At 75.7% G+C, this 15,940-nt stretch carries 15 protein-coding genes; 7 read left to right on the plus strand and 8 right to left on the minus strand.

The window, feature by feature from the left end:
- Nucleotides 1-4: 4 nt before the first annotated feature.
- Genes G3T38_RS14255 through G3T38_RS14275 form a run of 5 tightly spaced genes read right to left on the minus strand, consistent with a single transcriptional unit; the run spans nt 5 to nt 5,697 of the window.
- Entirely contained in the window at nt 5-1,480 is a 1,476-nt protein-coding gene (locus G3T38_RS14255; protein ID WP_163772971.1) for a PT domain-containing protein, read from the minus strand.
- On the minus strand, nt 1,477-2,613 hold the full coding sequence (locus tag G3T38_RS14260) for a hypothetical protein (RefSeq protein WP_163772972.1): 1,137 nt from the start codon (nt 2,611-2,613) through the stop codon (nt 1,477-1,479). Before G3T38_RS14260 ends, G3T38_RS14255 begins: the two co-directional genes overlap by 4 nt.
- Nucleotides 2,598-3,482, minus strand: a complete 885-nt coding sequence (locus G3T38_RS14265; RefSeq protein WP_163772973.1) for a heme ABC transporter ATP-binding protein — start codon at nt 3,480-3,482, stop codon at nt 2,598-2,600. The genes G3T38_RS14260 and G3T38_RS14265 overlap by 16 nt, the downstream gene beginning before the upstream one ends.
- Complete coding sequence (locus G3T38_RS14270; RefSeq protein WP_163772974.1) at nt 3,479-4,570, minus strand: iron chelate uptake ABC transporter family permease subunit; 1,092 nt, start codon at nt 4,568-4,570, stop codon at nt 3,479-3,481. The genes G3T38_RS14265 and G3T38_RS14270 overlap by 4 nt, the downstream gene beginning before the upstream one ends.
- Nucleotides 4,567-5,697 (minus strand): heme/hemin ABC transporter substrate-binding protein, encoded by a 1,131-nt coding sequence (locus tag G3T38_RS14275; RefSeq protein WP_163772975.1) that lies wholly within the window; start codon nt 5,695-5,697, stop codon nt 4,567-4,569. Before G3T38_RS14275 ends, G3T38_RS14270 begins: the two co-directional genes overlap by 4 nt.
- Nucleotides 5,698-5,920: 223 nt before the next feature.
- Here G3T38_RS14275 and G3T38_RS14280 point away from each other — a divergent pair, with 223 nt between their 5' ends.
- The 3 genes from G3T38_RS14280 to G3T38_RS14290 are packed head-to-tail and all read left to right on the plus strand — an operon-like array spanning nt 5,921 to nt 8,506.
- Nucleotides 5,921-6,580, plus strand: coding sequence for a biliverdin-producing heme oxygenase (locus G3T38_RS14280; RefSeq protein WP_163772976.1), 660 nt, complete (start codon nt 5,921-5,923; stop codon nt 6,578-6,580).
- A gap of 37 nt (nt 6,581-6,617) precedes the next feature.
- Entirely contained in the window at nt 6,618-7,436 is an 819-nt protein-coding gene (locus tag G3T38_RS14285) for an NAD-dependent epimerase/dehydratase family protein (RefSeq protein ID WP_163772977.1), read from the plus strand.
- Between the two features lie 53 nt (nt 7,437-7,489).
- A complete protein-coding gene (locus G3T38_RS14290; RefSeq protein WP_163772978.1) occupies nt 7,490-8,506 on the plus strand; it encodes an aldo/keto reductase in 1,017 nt (338 codons plus the stop codon).
- 496 nt (nt 8,507-9,002) lie between these two features.
- Here G3T38_RS14290 and G3T38_RS14295 read toward each other — a convergent pair whose 3' ends face one another.
- Both G3T38_RS14295 and G3T38_RS14300 read right to left on the minus strand, forming a co-directional pair.
- Nucleotides 9,003-9,470: an SRPBCC family protein gene (locus tag G3T38_RS14295; protein ID WP_163772979.1), complete on the minus strand. Its 468-nt coding sequence runs from the start codon at nt 9,468-9,470 to the stop codon at nt 9,003-9,005.
- Entirely contained in the window at nt 9,463-10,434 is a 972-nt protein-coding gene (locus tag G3T38_RS14300) for a GNAT family N-acetyltransferase (RefSeq protein ID WP_163772980.1), read from the minus strand. Before G3T38_RS14300 ends, G3T38_RS14295 begins: the two co-directional genes overlap by 8 nt.
- A 32-nt stretch (nt 10,435-10,466) precedes the next feature.
- On the opposite strand from G3T38_RS14300, the gene G3T38_RS14305 reads away from it, so the two are divergent.
- The 3 genes from G3T38_RS14305 to G3T38_RS21055 are packed head-to-tail and all read left to right on the plus strand — an operon-like array spanning nt 10,467 to nt 14,216.
- Complete coding sequence (locus tag G3T38_RS14305; protein ID WP_163772981.1) at nt 10,467-12,155, plus strand: phospho-sugar mutase; 1,689 nt, start codon at nt 10,467-10,469, stop codon at nt 12,153-12,155.
- A 35-nt stretch (nt 12,156-12,190) separates the two neighbouring features.
- Entirely contained in the window at nt 12,191-12,904 is a 714-nt protein-coding gene (gene deoC, locus G3T38_RS14310; RefSeq protein ID WP_163772982.1) for a deoxyribose-phosphate aldolase, read from the plus strand.
- A 22-nt stretch (nt 12,905-12,926) separates the two neighbouring features.
- Nucleotides 12,927-14,216, plus strand: a complete 1,290-nt coding sequence (locus G3T38_RS21055; RefSeq protein ID WP_194247578.1) for a hypothetical protein — start codon at nt 12,927-12,929, stop codon at nt 14,214-14,216.
- Here the strand turns inward: G3T38_RS21055 and G3T38_RS14320 are convergent.
- Nucleotides 14,188-15,294, minus strand: a complete 1,107-nt coding sequence (locus G3T38_RS14320; protein ID WP_163772983.1) for an adenosine deaminase — start codon at nt 15,292-15,294, stop codon at nt 14,188-14,190. The genes G3T38_RS21055 and G3T38_RS14320 overlap by 29 nt on opposite strands.
- Before the next feature lie 73 nt (nt 15,295-15,367).
- Here G3T38_RS14320 and G3T38_RS14325 point away from each other — a divergent pair, with 73 nt between their 5' ends.
- On the plus strand, nt 15,368-15,820 hold the full coding sequence (locus tag G3T38_RS14325; protein ID WP_163772984.1) for a MaoC family dehydratase: 453 nt from the start codon (nt 15,368-15,370) through the stop codon (nt 15,818-15,820).
- The last annotated feature ends 120 nt before the right edge of the window (nt 15,821-15,940 follow it).

The raw sequence follows: 15,940 nt of genomic DNA on the forward strand, positions 1-15,940 counted from the left end.
TGCGTCAGACCAAGGGACCGGCACCCGGGGGTGCCGTGCGGACGCCGCCCGAGCGGCGGAGGAGCAGGCGGTCCTGCGGGACCGAGAGCAGTGCGGCGGCGGCGAGCAGCAGCCCGCCCCCGAGCCACCACAGGGCGTCACCCGGACCGGCCGGGGCGTCGCCACCGGACGGTGCGGACACCGCCACGAGGTCGTGGCTGGTCGGCAGCGGCTGGGCTGCGACCGCCGCCTCCGCCACCGGTACGCCGAGGGCCGCGGGCACCACGGTCTGCGGCGTGGACCGGACGGGGCCCGGGGAGCCACCACGGGCGGAGGACGACCGGGCCGGCGGCGCCAGGGCGGTGTTCTCGGGGACGGTCGGCACGTCGCTCGGCACGGGCGCGGGCGTCGGGACCGGAGCGGGGACGGACGCGTCGTACGCCACCGTCAGCGGCAGCGCGACCTTGAAGGGGTCGGTGGAGGCACCGCTGGAGTACCAGAACGGTCCGGTCCCGAGCTCCTCCATCATCGCGACGAAGGACTGCGGGAAGGACCCGGCGTCGGGCACGTCCGTGCGCTGGCTCGTGCCGCTCACCCGCACGCCCCGGTAGGCCGGGGTCGCGGTGAACCCGCTGGGGTCGTCGAGGTCGACGGCGGGGAGGTTCGCGAGGACGACCTCGCGAGGCGGCACCTCGGCGCGCTGCGTCGGGTCGTCGCGCGACGAGGCGTAGCCGCTGACCGAGCCGGTGAGCGTGCCGGTGCCGTCGGCAGCGACGTCGAGGCGGGGGTCGGTGACGTAGAAGAACGAGCGGCCGGAGTAGTAGAGCACCGTGAAGGTGCCCTCCCACGCGATCCGGGCGGTGCCTGCCGCTCGGTCGACGGTGCCCGTGCCGCCCCGGACGACGACCTGGTGGTTGCTGAACGTCCCGGCGCTCGGGTTGGTGATGGGGGCGCCGTCGCTCGTCGTGCGCCAGCCGTTCCACGCCGTCGTGCGCCAGGCGGAGCCGTCCCACTTCTCCACGCTCACGTCGCCCGCGGAGGCTCGCCACTGGTCCTGGCGGAGCAGCGCCCCGAGCCCGGGCAGCACCTTGCCGGCGGAGAAGAAGTTGAAGGAGCCCGGCTCGTGGGCCGCGTTGTTGGACTCGTTGGAGAGCCCCCAGCGCAGCACCGCGTCGTCGACCGCGACGGGGCCGTCCGTCGGCTCGCTGGTCGGCTCGCTGGTCGGCTCGCTGGTCGGCCCGGTGGTCGGCCCGTCCGTGGGTCCAGCCGTCGGCTCGGCCGTGGGCGCCGTCGTCGTCGGTGCACTCGTCGGGCCGGTGGGGTCCGGCGTCGGACCGGTCGGCGTCTGGGTCGAGGTCGTCCCGGTGGCGCCGGTCGTCACCACCTCGGCCGCTCCGGCCGGTCGGGCGCCGGGCACGCCGAGCACCGCGGAGACGGCCAGGAGGCACACGACGGTGACGCCGAGCACCGCGAGCAGCGCGGCCCGGGACGCGCGCGTCATCGGAGTGCCGCCCGGCGACGGGCCAGGAGCAGCCGGGCGACCGCGGCGAGCAGCACCAGGCCGGCGGCGGCGACGAACGCGACGGCGTACCGGCTCGGGTCGCCCGTGGAGGCGGCGACCGTCTCGGTGGCGCCCGCCTCGCCGGACGCGCCGGACTCGTCGGCCTGCACCGCGAACCGCACGGCGAGCTCCTCCTCGAGCCCGAACACGCGCAGCTCGTGGGTGCCGGCGCTCGTGTCGGCCGGGAGGGTGACGACGCCCGCCATGGTGCCGTCGGCGGCCACCTGGAACGGCCCCGCCGCCGCCGCACCGTCGTCGAACGTGACGCTCAGCTGCTGCCCGGCCGGCAGCCCGGTCGCGCGGAACGGGAGCGCCCGTCCGGCGACGGCACCCGCCCGGTCGACCTCGAGGGTCGCCGGGCCTGCCGCGACCGGCGCCTCCGCGGTCGGCGCCGCCGCGCCGGCCCCGGGAGCGGCGGTGGACGGCGCGGCACCGCCCCCGGTGCCGGCCGCGGGCTCCGCGAGGGCGTCGCCCTCGTCGTACAGGTCGGCGACGCGCACCGGCGTGAAGGTCTCGTTGCTGCTGTTGGCGACGCCGTGGGCCCCGACGGTGATGATCCCGCAGGTCACCTCGCGGCAGTCGACGGTGCGCTCGTTGCTGGAGCGGTCGTAGGCGGTGAACACCGCGCCGGGCACCGTGACGGTCGTCGACCAGGAGCCGTCGGGCCCCATCAGGCCGCCGTTGGCCGAGGACGCGGTGTCGGAGCCGGGGAACGCGACGTACTTCTGGAAGCCCTGGTTGTCGGCGGACTCGGAGTCGGGGACGTAGAAGTAGTCCACGCCCGTGCGGCCGCCGCTGCTGGGCTGCCAGCCCGACGACACGGTCCCGAAGAACACGTACACCCCGCCGTGGCCGCCCTGGACGGACTGGAAGCCGGAGCCGCGGACGGTGAGCGTCGTGGCATAGGTCGGGTCGACGACCGCGTCCCCGTCGGGGTTGGCCACGCTGACGCGGGCCGCGGCCTGCGCGGCGGGGGCGGTGGCGACGAGGCCGACGGGGACGAGCAGGCCCGCGAGGAGGGCGAGCAGCGCGGCACGGGGTACGGCGCGGGGTGCGGTCAGACGGCCGGGCACGGGTCCTCCTCGGGACGGGGGCTGGGCGTGGGGCTGGGCGTGGGACTGGGCGTGGGACTGGGCGTGGGGCTGGACGGGAGCGCGCGTGGCGCCCGCACGGGGACGACGACGAGGTGGCCGGCGTGCTCGATCACGTCGACGGCGTGCTCGTAGACCTCGGTGAGGAGCGCGGCGGTGAGCACCTCGCGGGGGGTCCCGACGGCGCGCACACGGCCGCGGCTGAGCACGCAGACGCGGTCGGCGTACGCCGCGGCGAGCGACAGGTCGTGGAGCACGACCACGACGGCGGCACCCGCGGCGGCCTCGTCGCGGGCCACCCGGAGCACGGCCTCCTGGTGCTGCAGGTCGAGGGCGGCGGTGGGCTCGTCGAGCAGCAGGACGGGCGTCGCCTGGGCGAGCACGCGGGCGAAGGAGACGCGCGCCTGCTCGCCGCCGGAGAGGGTCGGGAAGAGGCGGGTGCCGAGGTGGGCGACGTCGGCCCGCTCCTCGGCCGCGGCGATGACGGCGAGGTCGTCGGCCGCGGCCGGGGTGCGGTGCCACGGCGCCCGTCCCATCTCGACGACCTCGCGGGCGCGGAACCCGAAGGCGAGCCGCTGCTGCTGGGCGAGCACGGCCCGCACCCGGGCCAGGTCGCGGGCCCGGACCGCGGCGACGGGTCGACCGTCGATCTCCACCGTGCCGGAGGAGGGCTCGAGGTCCCCGGTCAGCACCCCGAGCAGCGTCGACTTGCCGGCGCCGTTCGGACCGACGAGCACGAGCACCTCGCCCGGGCGCACGTCGAGGTCGACGCCGTCGAGGATGGCCGAGCCCTCGATGGTGACGCCGACCGCGCGGGCGACGAGCGCCGGCGCGACGTGCCGGGCGCTCACGCCCAGCCTCCCGCGGTGCGCCGCGCGCGGCGCAGCAGCCAGAAGAAGAAGGGCCCGCCGACGAGCGAGGTGAGCATGCCGATGGGCAGGTCGGCGTTGCTGATGGCCGTGCGGGCCCAGAGGTCGGCGAGCACGAGGAGGACGGCGCCGCCGAGGGCGCTCGCCGGCACGAGCAGCCGGTGGCCGGGGCCGGCGACGAGCCGCACGAGGTGCGGCACGACGAGGCCGACGAAGGCGATGACACCGCAGAAGGCGACGCCGGCCGCGGTCAGCAGCGCGACGAGGACGATGCAGACGAGGCGCAGCCGCTCGACGTCGACGCCCACGTGGCGGGCGGCACGGTCCCCCAGGGCCAGGAGGTCCAGCTGGCGCGCGAGCACGAGCGCGGCCACGATCCCGACGACCACGAGCGGGAGCACGACCTGCACCTCCGGCCAGCGGCTCCCGTTGAAGCTGCCGAGGGTCCAGAAGACGATCTCCTCGCGCGACGAGGTGGTGGCGAGGAAGAGCAGGAAGGACAGGCCGGCGCTGGCCACCGCGTTGATCGCGATGCCCGTGAGCACGAGGGTGACCACCTCGGTGCGCCCGTTGTCCCGGGACATGACGTAGACGAGCATCGTCGTCAGGAGCCCCCCGACGAAGGCGCAGACCGCGATGGTCCACGACCCGGCGAAGTCGAGCGAGAAGACGATGACCGCCGCCGCGGCGACGGCGGCGCCCGAGGAGACGCCGACGACCCCGGGCTCCGCGAGCGGGTTGCCGAAGACCCCCTGCATGAGCGCGCCCGCGGTCGCCAGCGCCGCCCCGACGAGGAGCGTCATGGTCGCGCGCGGGAAGCGGACGTTCCACAGGCTGTCCTCGGCGCGCGGGTGCGACGGCAGCGGGCCGATGTCGAGACCGATGCGGTGCAGCACCGAGCCGAGCACCTCGCTCGGGGGGATGGGGAACTGGCCGGTGGCCGCCGACGTCACGAACGCGACCACCAGCCCCACGGAGAGCAGGAGGAGCAGCCCGGGCCCGACGGCCCACGCGGCGACCCGGCGCCGGGGCGCGACCGGCGTGGGTCGCGCGTCGGCGACGGCGCTCACGAGACCGTCCCGGGGGCGTAGACGGCCACGGCGAGCGCGTTGAGCACACCCGCCGTCAGCGGGCCGTAGCCGAGGATCTGCGCGTCGGCCATGTCGACGAACCGACGGTTCTCCCCGGCCGGGGTGGCCGCCAGGGCGGGCAGCCGCTCGAGCAGGCCGTCCACGCCGCCGGCGGAGGCGAGGCCGTCGGTCATCATCAGCACCAGCTCCGGCTGGGCGGCGATCAGGCCTTCGTCCGTCACGGGGCGCATGCCGGACCACCCGATCTCACCGGCGACGTCGTAGCCGCCGATCGCCCGCACGAGGGCGTCGGCGCCCGAGCCCTCGCCGAACATGTAGTAGATGCCCGAGGTGCCCCGCACGTAGAGGAACACCGTGCGCAGCCGTTCCCCCTCGTCGGCGGGCGCGACCTGCGCGATGGCCTCGGCCACCTCGGCGACCTCGGCCTCGGTGCGCTCCGCGAGCGCCGTACCGGCGTCGGGGACGCCCAGGGCCGCGGCGACCTCGGCGGTCAGCGAGGACAGGTTGTCGAGGCCGCGGTGGGAGTCGACGACGACCACGGGGATGCCCGAGTCGCGCATCTGGAGCATGACGTCCCACGGGCCGAGGGACGTGTCGGTGAGGATGAGCGTCGGGTCGAGCTCGAGGATGGCCTCGGCGTTGAGGTCGTGCCCGTTCTGCGTGACGAGCGGCAGGTCCTCCGCCTCGGCGAACTGCGTGCTCACGTCGCGGCCGACCAGCGTGTCGCCGAGCCCGAGCTCGAAGACGGTGCGCGACAGCGTGCCGTAGACGTCGAGCGCCAGCACCCGGTCGACGTCCGTGACCGTCACCTCCGTGCCCTGGGCGTCGGTCACGGTGACGGGCAGCTCCGGCGTCGGGTCGGCGACGGGCTCCACCGGCGTGGGGGGCAGCACGGCGGAGACCTCGCCCTCCCAGTCGCGGACGTCGTCGAGCGCCGTGACCTCGGCGAGGGGCGGCGCGACCTCCCCCTCGCCCGCGCCGTGTCCGCCCTCGGCTCCCCCGCCGACGCCGTCGAGTCCGCAACCGGCGAGCACGAGGGTCAGGGCGGCGCCGACGAGCAGCGCGCAACGGCGCCGCGGCCGGGGCCGTGAGGAGGAACGGAGCATGCGGGGGCTCTTTCGTCTGGTCGCGTGACGCCGGATCAGGACCGGCGCCGTCGGCTTAGGGTAGCCTAATCAAACTCAGGCGAGGCTTACCTGGGTCGGCACGCATCTTGACAGACTGTCGAGAAGATGTCGACACTCTGTCGAGAAGCGGCCGTGCGTCACCCCCGTCCGCGCCGTCCCACCTGCCACCCGCCGCCCACCACCCACCACCGGGAGCCCCGCCATGACCGTCCTCGCCCACGATCTCGACGCCCCGCTCTCGACCGTGATGCGGGAGGGCTCGCAGGCCGAGCACACCGCCGCCGAGGGCTCGTCCTTCATGACGGAGCTGCTCGCGGGCCGGATCAACGAGGTCGGGTACGCGGCGTACCTGCTGCGGCTCCGCCAGGTGTACGCCGCCCTCGAGGCCACCGCCCGGGCCCTCAGCGCCGAGCCGGCCGTCGCCGCGGTCTCCGACCCCGCGCTCGAGCGCCTCGACGCGATCGACGCGGACCTCGCGCACTGGGCGCCGGGGACGACGAGCGTCGACAGCCCGGCCGCTGCGGCGTACGCCGAGCGCATCGCCTCCGCGACCGCCTGGGCGCCGCTCTTCGTCGCCCACCACTACACGCGCTACCTGGGCGACCTGTCGGGCGGTCAGGCCATCGGCCGGATCCTCAGCCGCGAGTTCGACCTCGTCGACGGTGTCGGCGTGGCGTTCTACGACTTCGCCGAGATCCCCAAGCCGAAGCCCTACAAGGACGGCTACCGCGCACGCCTCGACGGTCTCGCCCTGACCGCCGCGGAGAAGGCCCGGGTCGTCGACGAGGTGAAGGTGGCGTTCACCCTCAACCAGGCGCTGTTCGCGGAGCTCAGCGCCGACCTGGAGCGCTACCGCCGCTGACGCCCGGCCCCACGCTCCCCCCACTAGGGTCGGGGCCATGCGCGTTCTCGTCACCGGCGCCGCCGGTTCCATCGGTCAGGTCGTGGTCGCCGGGCTGCTCGAGGCCGGACACGAGGCGGTCGGGCTCGACCGCGCCCCCGCCCCCACCGGCTGGACGGTGCCGTGGCACACCGCGGACTGCGCGGACCCCGACGACGTGGCCGCCGTCTTCGCCGAGCAGGCGTCCGGCGGCGCACCGCTCGAGGCCGTCGTGCACCTCGCGGGCAACCCGGGCGAGGGCAGCCTGTCGGACTCGCTGACCTCCCACACGGTGACGACCGCGGCGCTCCTCGAGGCGATGCTCGCCCACCGCGTGGACCGCATCGTCTACGCGTCCTCCAACCACGCGGTCGGGGGCACGCCGCACGCGTCGTACACCCCGGCCGATCCGCTCCCGGTGACGACGCCACCGCGTCCCGACACCTACTACGGCCTGGCGAAGGTCGCCGCGGAGGCGCTCCTCCAGCTCGTCGCCGACCGCCACGGCGTGCACGCGGTGGCCTGCCGGATCGGCTCGTTCCTCGACGAGCCGACGACCGAGCGGCACCGTGCGACCTGGCTCTCCCCCGGCGACTGCGTGCGGATGGTGCTGGCCGCCCTCACCGCCCCCGCCCCGGGGTTCGCGGTGCTCTACGGCGTCTCCGCCAACACGCGGGGCTGGTGGGACCTCGCCCCGGGACGGGCCCTCGGCTACGAGCCGGTCGACGACGCGGAGGCGTACGCCGCGGGCATCGCCGCCCGCGCCGAGGACGGCGTCGAGGCCTCCCGGGTCGGTGGACCGTTCGCGACCGAGGAGTTCTGGCGACCGGCGTTCTGAGTCGCCGGCCCTGGAGCGTGCGGCGGTTCGGGTCGCCGCGCTTCACTGGGGTCATGACGATCCCCCGCACCACCCTCGGCACCGCCGCGCCCCTGACCGTCTCCGCCCAGGGCCTGGGCTGCATGGGCATGAGCGAGTTCTACGGCACGGGCGACGAGGCCGAGGCGACGCGCGTCATCCACCGCGCGCTCGGCCTCGGCGTCACGTTCCTCGACACGGCCGACATGTACGGCCCCTTCACCAACGAGCGTCTCGTCGGCGCCGCGATCGCCTCGAGCGCCCAGGGCCGCGACGGCGTGCAGCTGGCCACCAAGTTCGGCAACGAGCGGCTCCCCGACGGCACCCGCGTCGGCATCAACGGGCGGCCCGACTACGTGCACCGGGCGTGCGACGCCTCGCTCGAGCGGCTCGGCGTCGACGTCATCGACCTCTACTACCAGCACCGGGTCGACCCCACCGTGCCCATCGAGGAGACCGTGGGCGCGATGGCGGAGCTGGTCGCCGCGGGCAAGGTGCGGCACCTCGGCCTCTCGGAGGCCGCGGCCGACACCGTGCGGCGCGCCCACGCGGTGCACCCGATCACGGCGCTGCAGACCGAGTACTCCCTGTTCAGCCGCGACCTCGAGGACGACATCTGGCCCGTCCTCGCCGAGCTGGGCATCGGGCTGGTTTCCTACTCGCCGCTCGGCCGCGGCCTGCTCACCGGTGCGATCACGGCCGAGTCCGACCTCGCCGCCGACGACTCGCGCCGCACGGCGTACTTCCCGCGCTTCCAGGGCGAGGCCCTCGACGCCAACCTCGCCCTCGTCGCCCGGGTGCGCGCCATCGCCGACCGGCTCGGCGCCACGCCCGGACAGCTCGCCCTCGCCTGGGTGCTGGCGCGGTCCGGGCGCGACGGGGTCGGGGTCGCCCCCATCCCCGGGACGAAGCGCACCGCCTACCTCGAGGAGAACGTCGGCGCAGGCGCCCTCCGGCTGGACGACGACGTGCTCGCCGAGCTGGAGACCGCCGTCCCGCGGGACGCGGTCGTCGGCGGGCGGTACGGCGACATGTCGAGCATCGACGCCTGAGCCCCACCCCTCGCGGACGTCATGCGGAGCGGCGGCCCCGACCGTCGCGACGCATGACGTCCGGCGGCGGCTCCCGCGGCGTACGGCGTCGCTGGGGTCCAGCGCCGCGCGCGGCCGGGCGCCAAGAAGTGTGCGGCCGGGCGCCAAGAAGTGTGCGGGTGGGGTGGATCTCCGGCGAACGAATCCGCACCAACCGCACAGTTCCGAACCCCCTCCCGCTCGAGACCATCAGCCCCTCGCGGACGTCATGCGAACCGCCGGCCCCGACCGTCGCGACGCATGACGTTCGGTGGCGGCTCCCGCGGCGTACGGCGTCGCTGGGGTCCAGCGCCGCGCGCGGCCGGGCGCCAAGAAGTGTGCGGGTGGGGTGGATCTCCGGCGAACAAATCCGCACCAACCGCACAGTTCCGAACCCCCTCCCGCTCGAGACCATCAGCCCCTCGCGGACGTCATGCGGAGCGGCGGCCCCGACCGTCGCGACGCATGACGTCCGGCGTCAGGCGGCCAGCTCCACCACCCGCGCCCGCAGCCCGGCGACGCAGCCGGCCATCATCCGCGCGTGGTTCCAGCGCAGGAGCGGGTCGAGCAGGCGCAGCACGGGGCCGGGCACGCGTCCGAACCACCCGCCCAGGTCGACCTCCTGGCGGTAGTCCACCCGCGTCCCGGCCCCGACGGCGACGAGGGTGAAGCGCGCCGTACCCACCAGGTCCCCGCCGATCGCCACCTCCAGCCTCGGGAGGGCGCGCTCGGTCGCGCGCAGGTGGAGCTCGAGGTCGTAGGGCAGCGTGGAGCGGCAGAGCACGAGGGCGTCGTCGTCGCCCAGCCGACCGACGGCGACGACCTGGGGCCACCAGTCGACGTACGCCGCGAGGTCGAGCAGCACGGTCGCGACGGCGTCGGGCGGGTGGGGCAGCAGCCAGCGCTCGGTGAAGACGTACGCCGGCGTGCCCTGCGGCTCACGCACCGGCGCGCAACGCCGGTCGGCGCATCCACGACGTGAGGAGCGGCCGGTAGCCCATCGAGGCCCAGAAGGGCGTGGACCAGCCGCTCACGCCGGAGTGGTGGAGCAGCATCGCCGCCCAGCCCTCCTCGGCGGCGCGCGCGTGGGCAGCAGCGGCCAGCACGCGGCCGAGCCCGCTGGAGCGCAGGTCCGGCGCGACGTAGGCCTGCACGAGGTAGCCGGTGGGCGCCAGCCACGTGGCGCCGTTGACCCACCCGGCCGCCTCCGGTGGGTTCACCTGGACGAACGCGACAGGGGCGCCGTCGACCTCCGCGACCCACGTCCAGCCCTCGTCGCGCTCCAGCGCCTCGCCGAGCTCGCCCTCGAGGGCGGCGCGGGCCTCCGGTCGCACGGGCACGTAGCCGAACCGGCTCTCCCAGGCGTGCAGGTCCACCGACCGGTCGAGCAGCCAGGGCAGGTCCCCGGACCCGGCCGGGCGGACCCGGACGCCCGGGGGCGGACGCCGCCACTCGTCGGGGTCGGCGCGGTCGAGGGCACGGATCGCCAGGATCGAGGCCGGACCGAAGTGGCGGGCGACCAGGGGGGCGACGAGGTCGACGTCGCGGCTCGCGAGCGCCACCGTCGCGGACGTCTCGGCGTCGGTGGCCGCCGGGTCGGCGGCGACCTGCGCGAGCCACCGGTCCAGCACCGCCGTCCAGGCATCGACGTCGGGGGCGGCGGCACGGACCGTGAGCGTGTGCGCCCGGCGGGCGACCCAGAGCAGGTCGCTCTCGCGCACGGCCGCGACTGCTCCCACCTCGCCGCTGAGGAGGAGGCGGTCGGACTCCCCCGCGCTCGGCGGTGCGGGACGCACGAGCGGGTCGACGGCGGCGAGGCGGACGGCGTGGGCGTCGTGGAGCCGCGTCAACCGGTCGGAGGTGTCCGGGGCGCCGCCCGCGAGGTCGTCGACAGGGGTCGGAGAGGGCACGGCTCCATCCTGCACCCACTACCGTGAGCGCCATGAGCACCGCGGACACCAGCACCCTGATCGCGTCGGCACGGGACTGGATGGCCGAGGACCCCGATCCGCGCACGCGTGCGGAACTGGCCGACGTCCTCGCCGGCGTCGAGGCCGGAGACGCTGCCGCGCTCGCCGACCTCGCGGACCGCTTCGACGGCACTCTCGAGTTCGGCACGGCCGGCCTCCGGGGCGCGCTGGGGCCCGGCCCCAACCGCATGAACCGCGTGGTGGTCACCCGCGCGGCGGCCGGGCTCGCGGCGTACCTCCGCGACCACGGCGCCGGGCCGGGCGCCTCCGTCGTGATCGGGTACGACGCGCGTCGCGACTCCGACGTCTTCGCGCGCGACACGGCGGAGGTCGTGACCGGCGCCGGGCTGCGGGCGCACGTGCTCCCCCGGCCGCTGCCGACCCCGTTGCTGGCGTACGCCGTGCGCGAGCTCGGCGCCGTCGCCGGCGTCATGGTGACGGCCAGCCACAACCCCCCGGAGGACAACGGCTACAAGGTATACCTGGGCGACGGCTGCCAGATCGTGCCGCCCGCGGACAGCGGGATCTCGTCCCGGATCGCCGCGGTCGGGGCGTTCGCCGACGTCCCGCGCGGCGACGGCGGCACGGTGCTCGACGACGAGATCGTCGACCGCTACCTCGACACCGTCGCGGAGCTGGCGGGCGAGGGCCCGCGCGACCTCCGGATCGTCTACACCCCGCTCCACGGCGTCGGCGGCGTCCCGGTGCGCCAGGTGCTGGAGACCGCCGGTTTCGCCGAGCCGTCGGTCGTGCCGGAGCAGGAGGAGCCCGACGGCACGTTCCCGACCGTCGCCTTCCCCAACCCCGAGGAGCCGGGCGCCATGGACGCGGCGATCGCGCTGGCCGCCCGCACGGGCGCGGACCTCGTCGTCGCCAACGACCCGGACGCGGACCGGTGCGCGGCCGCCGTGCCCGTGCCGGGCGCCGACGCGACCGAGCCCGCCGGCTGGCGCATGCTGCGCGGGGACGAGGTGGGTGCCCTGCTCGCGACGCACCTCCTCGCGCGCGGCGCCCAGGGGATCTTCGCCTGCTCGATCGTCTCGTCGTCCCTGCTCGGCCGGATCGCCGAGGCAGCGGGACAGCCGCACCTCGAGACGCTCACCGGGTTCAAGTGGATCGGGCGGGTCGAGGGCCTGGCGTTCGGCTACGAGGAGGCGCTGGGCTACTGCGTCGACCCGGGCTCGGTGCGCGACAAGGACGGCGTGTCGGCGCTGCTGATGCTCTGCGAGCAGGCGGCGGCGCTCAAGGCCGAGGGACGCACGCTCTCCGACGCGCTCGACGACATCGCGCGCGCCCACGGGCTGCACGCCACCGACCAGCTGTCGGTGCGCGTCGAGGACCTCCAGGTCATCCGCGACGCGATGGCCCGCCTGCGGACGACGCCGCCGACCGAGCTCGGCGGCCTGCGGGTGCTCAGCGCCGAGGACCTGGCGCAGGGCAGCGCCGACCTGCCGCCGACGGACGGGCTGCGCTACCGCCTCGCCGACGGCGCGCGCGTGATCGTGCGGCCGAGCGGCACCGAGCCGAAGATCAAGTGCTACCTCGAGGTCGTCGTGCCGGTCGAGGACGGGGAGGCGGGGGGCGTCGCCGCCGCGCGCATCGTCGCCGCCCAGCGCCTCGACGCCCTCAAGCTCGGGGTGAAGGCCGCGGCGGGCCTCTGAGGCGCGGCGGGCCGGGTGCCTCCTATGCTGGCGCGGTGACCGACGCGCAGACCCCCGAGCCCACGCCCGCGACCACCGACGAGCCGACGGCCGCGGAGATCGCCCGTCTCATCGACCACACGCTGCTCAAGCCCGAGGCGACGCGGGCGGACGTCGAGGCGCTCGTCGCCGAGGCGGCCGAGCTCGGCGTCTACTCCGTGTGCGTCTCCCCGAACATGCTGCCGCTGACGGTGCCCGAGGGCCTCCACGTCGCGGTCGTCTGCGGCTTCCCGAGCGGCAAGCACACCTCGGCCGTCAAGGCCGCCGAGGCCGCCGAGGCGGTCGCGAACGGCGCCGACGAGGTCGACATGGTCATCGACGTGGGCGCCGCCGTCGAGGGCCGGTACGCCGACGTGCAGGCCGACATCGCCGCCGTGCGCGCCGCTGTGCCGGCGCCGACCGTGCTCAAGGTGATCATCGAGTCCGCCGCCCTGTCCGACGAGGCGATCGTGGCGGTCAGCCGCGCCTCCGCCGAGGCCGGCGCGGACTTCGTCAAGACCTCGACCGGCTTCCACCCCGCCGGCGGTGCGTCCGAGCACGCGGTGCGCCTCATGGCCGAGACCGTGGCCCCCGCGCTCGGCGTCAAGGCCTCGGGCGGGGTGCGCACCCTCGAGCAGGCCCGCACGATGGTCGCCGCGGGCGCCACCCGCCTCGGCGTCTCCGGCTCGCGCGCCCTCCTCGGCGGTGGTCCCGCCGCCGGTGGCTACTGAGCCCGACGCCCGCCGCGGTCCCATGACGACCCCGCTCGCCGCTCGCGTCATCGTCCTCGCCGGTCCCTCCGGGTCGGGCAAGTCGCGGCTCGCGCAGCGTCTCGGCCTGCCCGTGCTGCGGCTCGACGACTTCTACCGCGACGGTGACGACCCGGCGCTCCCGCGCATCGCCACCGGCCCCAACGCCGGGATCGTGGACTGGGACCACCCCGGCTCCTGGCTGCGGGACGAGGCGCTGGCCGCCCTCGAGGAGGTCTGCCGCGCCGGTCGCGTCGAGGTGCCGACCTACGAGATCTCGGCCAACGGCCGCACCGGCTCGCAGGTGCTGGACCTCGGCGGGTCGCCGCTGGTGGTGACGGAGGGGATCTTCGCCACCGACGTCGTCGAGGAGCTGGCCGCACGCGGGCTGCTCGCCGCGGCGTACTGCCTCACCCAGCCCGCAGGGGTCACCTTCTGGCGGCGGCTCACCCGCGACCTGCGCGAGCACCGCAAGCCCCCGCTCGTGCTGGTGCGCCGCGGCGCGGCGCTCGCCCGCGCCCAGCGCGGCGTCGTCGAGCGGGCGGTCGCCGTGGGCTGCGTGCCGGCGTCGACCCACGACGCCTTCGCCGCCCTGCGCGACCTGGCCGCCGACGTCGAGTCCCGGCCCCGCCGGACGCCGTCGTCGCTGGCCGCCGCGATCGAGGGCTTCCGGCAGCCCGACCCCACGACCTGCGGCTCGTGCTGCCTCGTGGTGGCGCACCTGCACCACTCCGCGTCGTACGCCGCCGCCGTGCTCGGCGACCCCGACGTGCCCGCGCGCCTGCGCCACGAGGCGCTGGCCGTGCACACCGCCACCAACGGCCTCCGCCTCGCGGGCGAGACGCAGGCGCCCTGGCCCAAGCGGCTCGGCACGGCGCCCTGGGCCCTCGCCCGCCACCTGCGGCTCGTCTCGGGGCGGCCGGGCACGGGGTACGTCTGGGTGCGGCGCCGCGACGACTTCTGGGAGCAGCTCGTGTCCGCCGTGGCCGGCGGGCACCCCGTGCCGCTGTACGTCGGCACGCGGCTCCTCCCCCGCCACGTGGTGCTCGTGCTGGAGGCGGGCGACGACCACCTCGTGGCCTACCAGCCCGGCAGCGGCGGCACCGTGCGCGTCACGCGTGGCGAGGTGACGCGCCACGAGGCCCGTGCCCTCGGCTGGCCCCGCGTCTGGGGCGGCGTGCTGCCGGCCGAGACCGCCGTGCCGACGCGCTGCACGAGCCGGCGCGAGCGCGCGCCCCGCGGTCGGCGGGCGCTCGCGCCGGGGCTCAGCGCAGCGCCGCGTAACCGGGCTTGATGACCTCGGTGATGAGCGCGTAGCGCTTGTCGTAGTGGGTGAACGCCGACTTCATCGCGTTCGTCGTCAGCCACTCGAGCCGGTCGAGCCCGAAGCCGAGCTCGGTGTGCAGCAGCCACATCTCCTGCGTCATCGACGTGCGGCTCATCAGCCGGTTGTCGGTGTTGACGGTGACCCGGAAGCGGAGGTCGGCGAGCAGGCCGATGGGGTGCTCGGCGATCGACGCCGCCGCGCCGGTCTGCACGTTCGAGCTGGGGCACATCTCCAGCGGGATGCGCTTGTCGCGCACGTAGTTGGCCAGCCGCCCGAGCCGCACCTGGCCGTCGGGGCCGACCTCGACGTCGTCGATGATCCGCACGCCGTGGCCGAGCCGGTCGGCGCCGCACCACTGGAGCGCCTCCCAGATCGACGGCAGCCCGAACGCCTCGCCGGCGTGGATGGTGAAGTGCACGTTCTCGCGCCGCAGGTACTCGAACGCGTCGAGGTGGCGGGTGGGCGGGAAGCCGGCCTCGGCCCCTGCGATGTCGAAGCCCGTCACGCCCCGGTCGCGCCAGGAGACCGCGAGCTCGGCGATCTCGCGCGACATCGCCTGGTGCCGCATGGCGGTGAGCAGCTGCCGGGCGACGATCGGGGTGCCGGCCTCGCGCGCCAGCGCCATGCCCTCCTCGAAGCCGGCCTGCACCGCCGCCACCACCGCGTCGGGGGTGAGGCCCTGGTCGGTCATGAGCTCCGGCGCGTAGCGCACCTCCGCGTAGACCACGCCGTCCGCGGCGAGGTCCTCGATGCACTCCCGCGCGATCCGCGTGATCGCGGGGACGGTCTGCATCACGGCGACGGTGTGGGAGAACGTCTCGAGGTAGCGCACCAGCGAGCCCGAGTCGGCCGACGCGGCGAACCAGTCGGCGAGGCCCGCGGCGTCGTCGGCCGGCAGCGGGTGACCGATCTCGGCAGCCAGCTCCACGATGGTCTGCGGGCGCAGGCCACCGTCGAGGTGGTCGTGGAGCAGCACCTTGGGCACGCGGCGGATGAGCTCGCGGGAGAGGTCTGCGGGGGCGGCGGAAGGGGTGGTCTCGGCCATGGTCCATCTTCGCAGTCGGTAGGGTCCGCAGCGGTAATCGACGCACCGGCGCCAGGCCGGGAGAGGAGCGCCCATGCGCACGTTCACGTCCCTCGACGAGGTCGCGGCCGCCGCCGGTGAGGACCTGGGGGTCTCCGACTGGGTGGAGATCGACCAGGAGCGAGTCAACACCTTCGCCGACGCCACTGGCGACCACCAGTGGATCCACGTCGACGTCGAGCGTGCGGCGGAGGGTCCGTTCGGCGGCACCATCGCGCACGGCTACCTCACGCTGTCCCTCGTGCCGTGGCTCGGGAGCCTGGTCTTCGGCTTCGACACCCCCGGCGCGAAGCTCAACTACGGCGTCAACAAGGTGCGCTTCCCGCAGCCGCTCCTCGTCGGTCGCCGCGTGCGCGCCCACGTGGCGCTGGGCGACGTCGCCGACCTGCCGGCCGGCAAGCAGGTGCACATCCGCTACACGATCGAGATCGAGGGCGAGGCGAAGCCCGCCTGCGTCGCGGAGACGGTCGTCCTCCTGCTGCCCTGAGCGTCGCCGTACCCCGTCCCTCCCCCCCCCCCCGGGGGGGGGGGGGGGGGGGGGGGGGGGGGGGGGGGGGGGGGGGGGGGGGGGCCCCCCCCCCGGCGGGCGGGGGGGGGGGGGGGGGGG

The organism is Nocardioides zeae (genome assembly GCF_010686755.1).
Classification (GTDB): Bacteria; Actinomycetota; Actinomycetes; order Propionibacteriales; family Nocardioidaceae; genus Nocardioides; species Nocardioides zeae.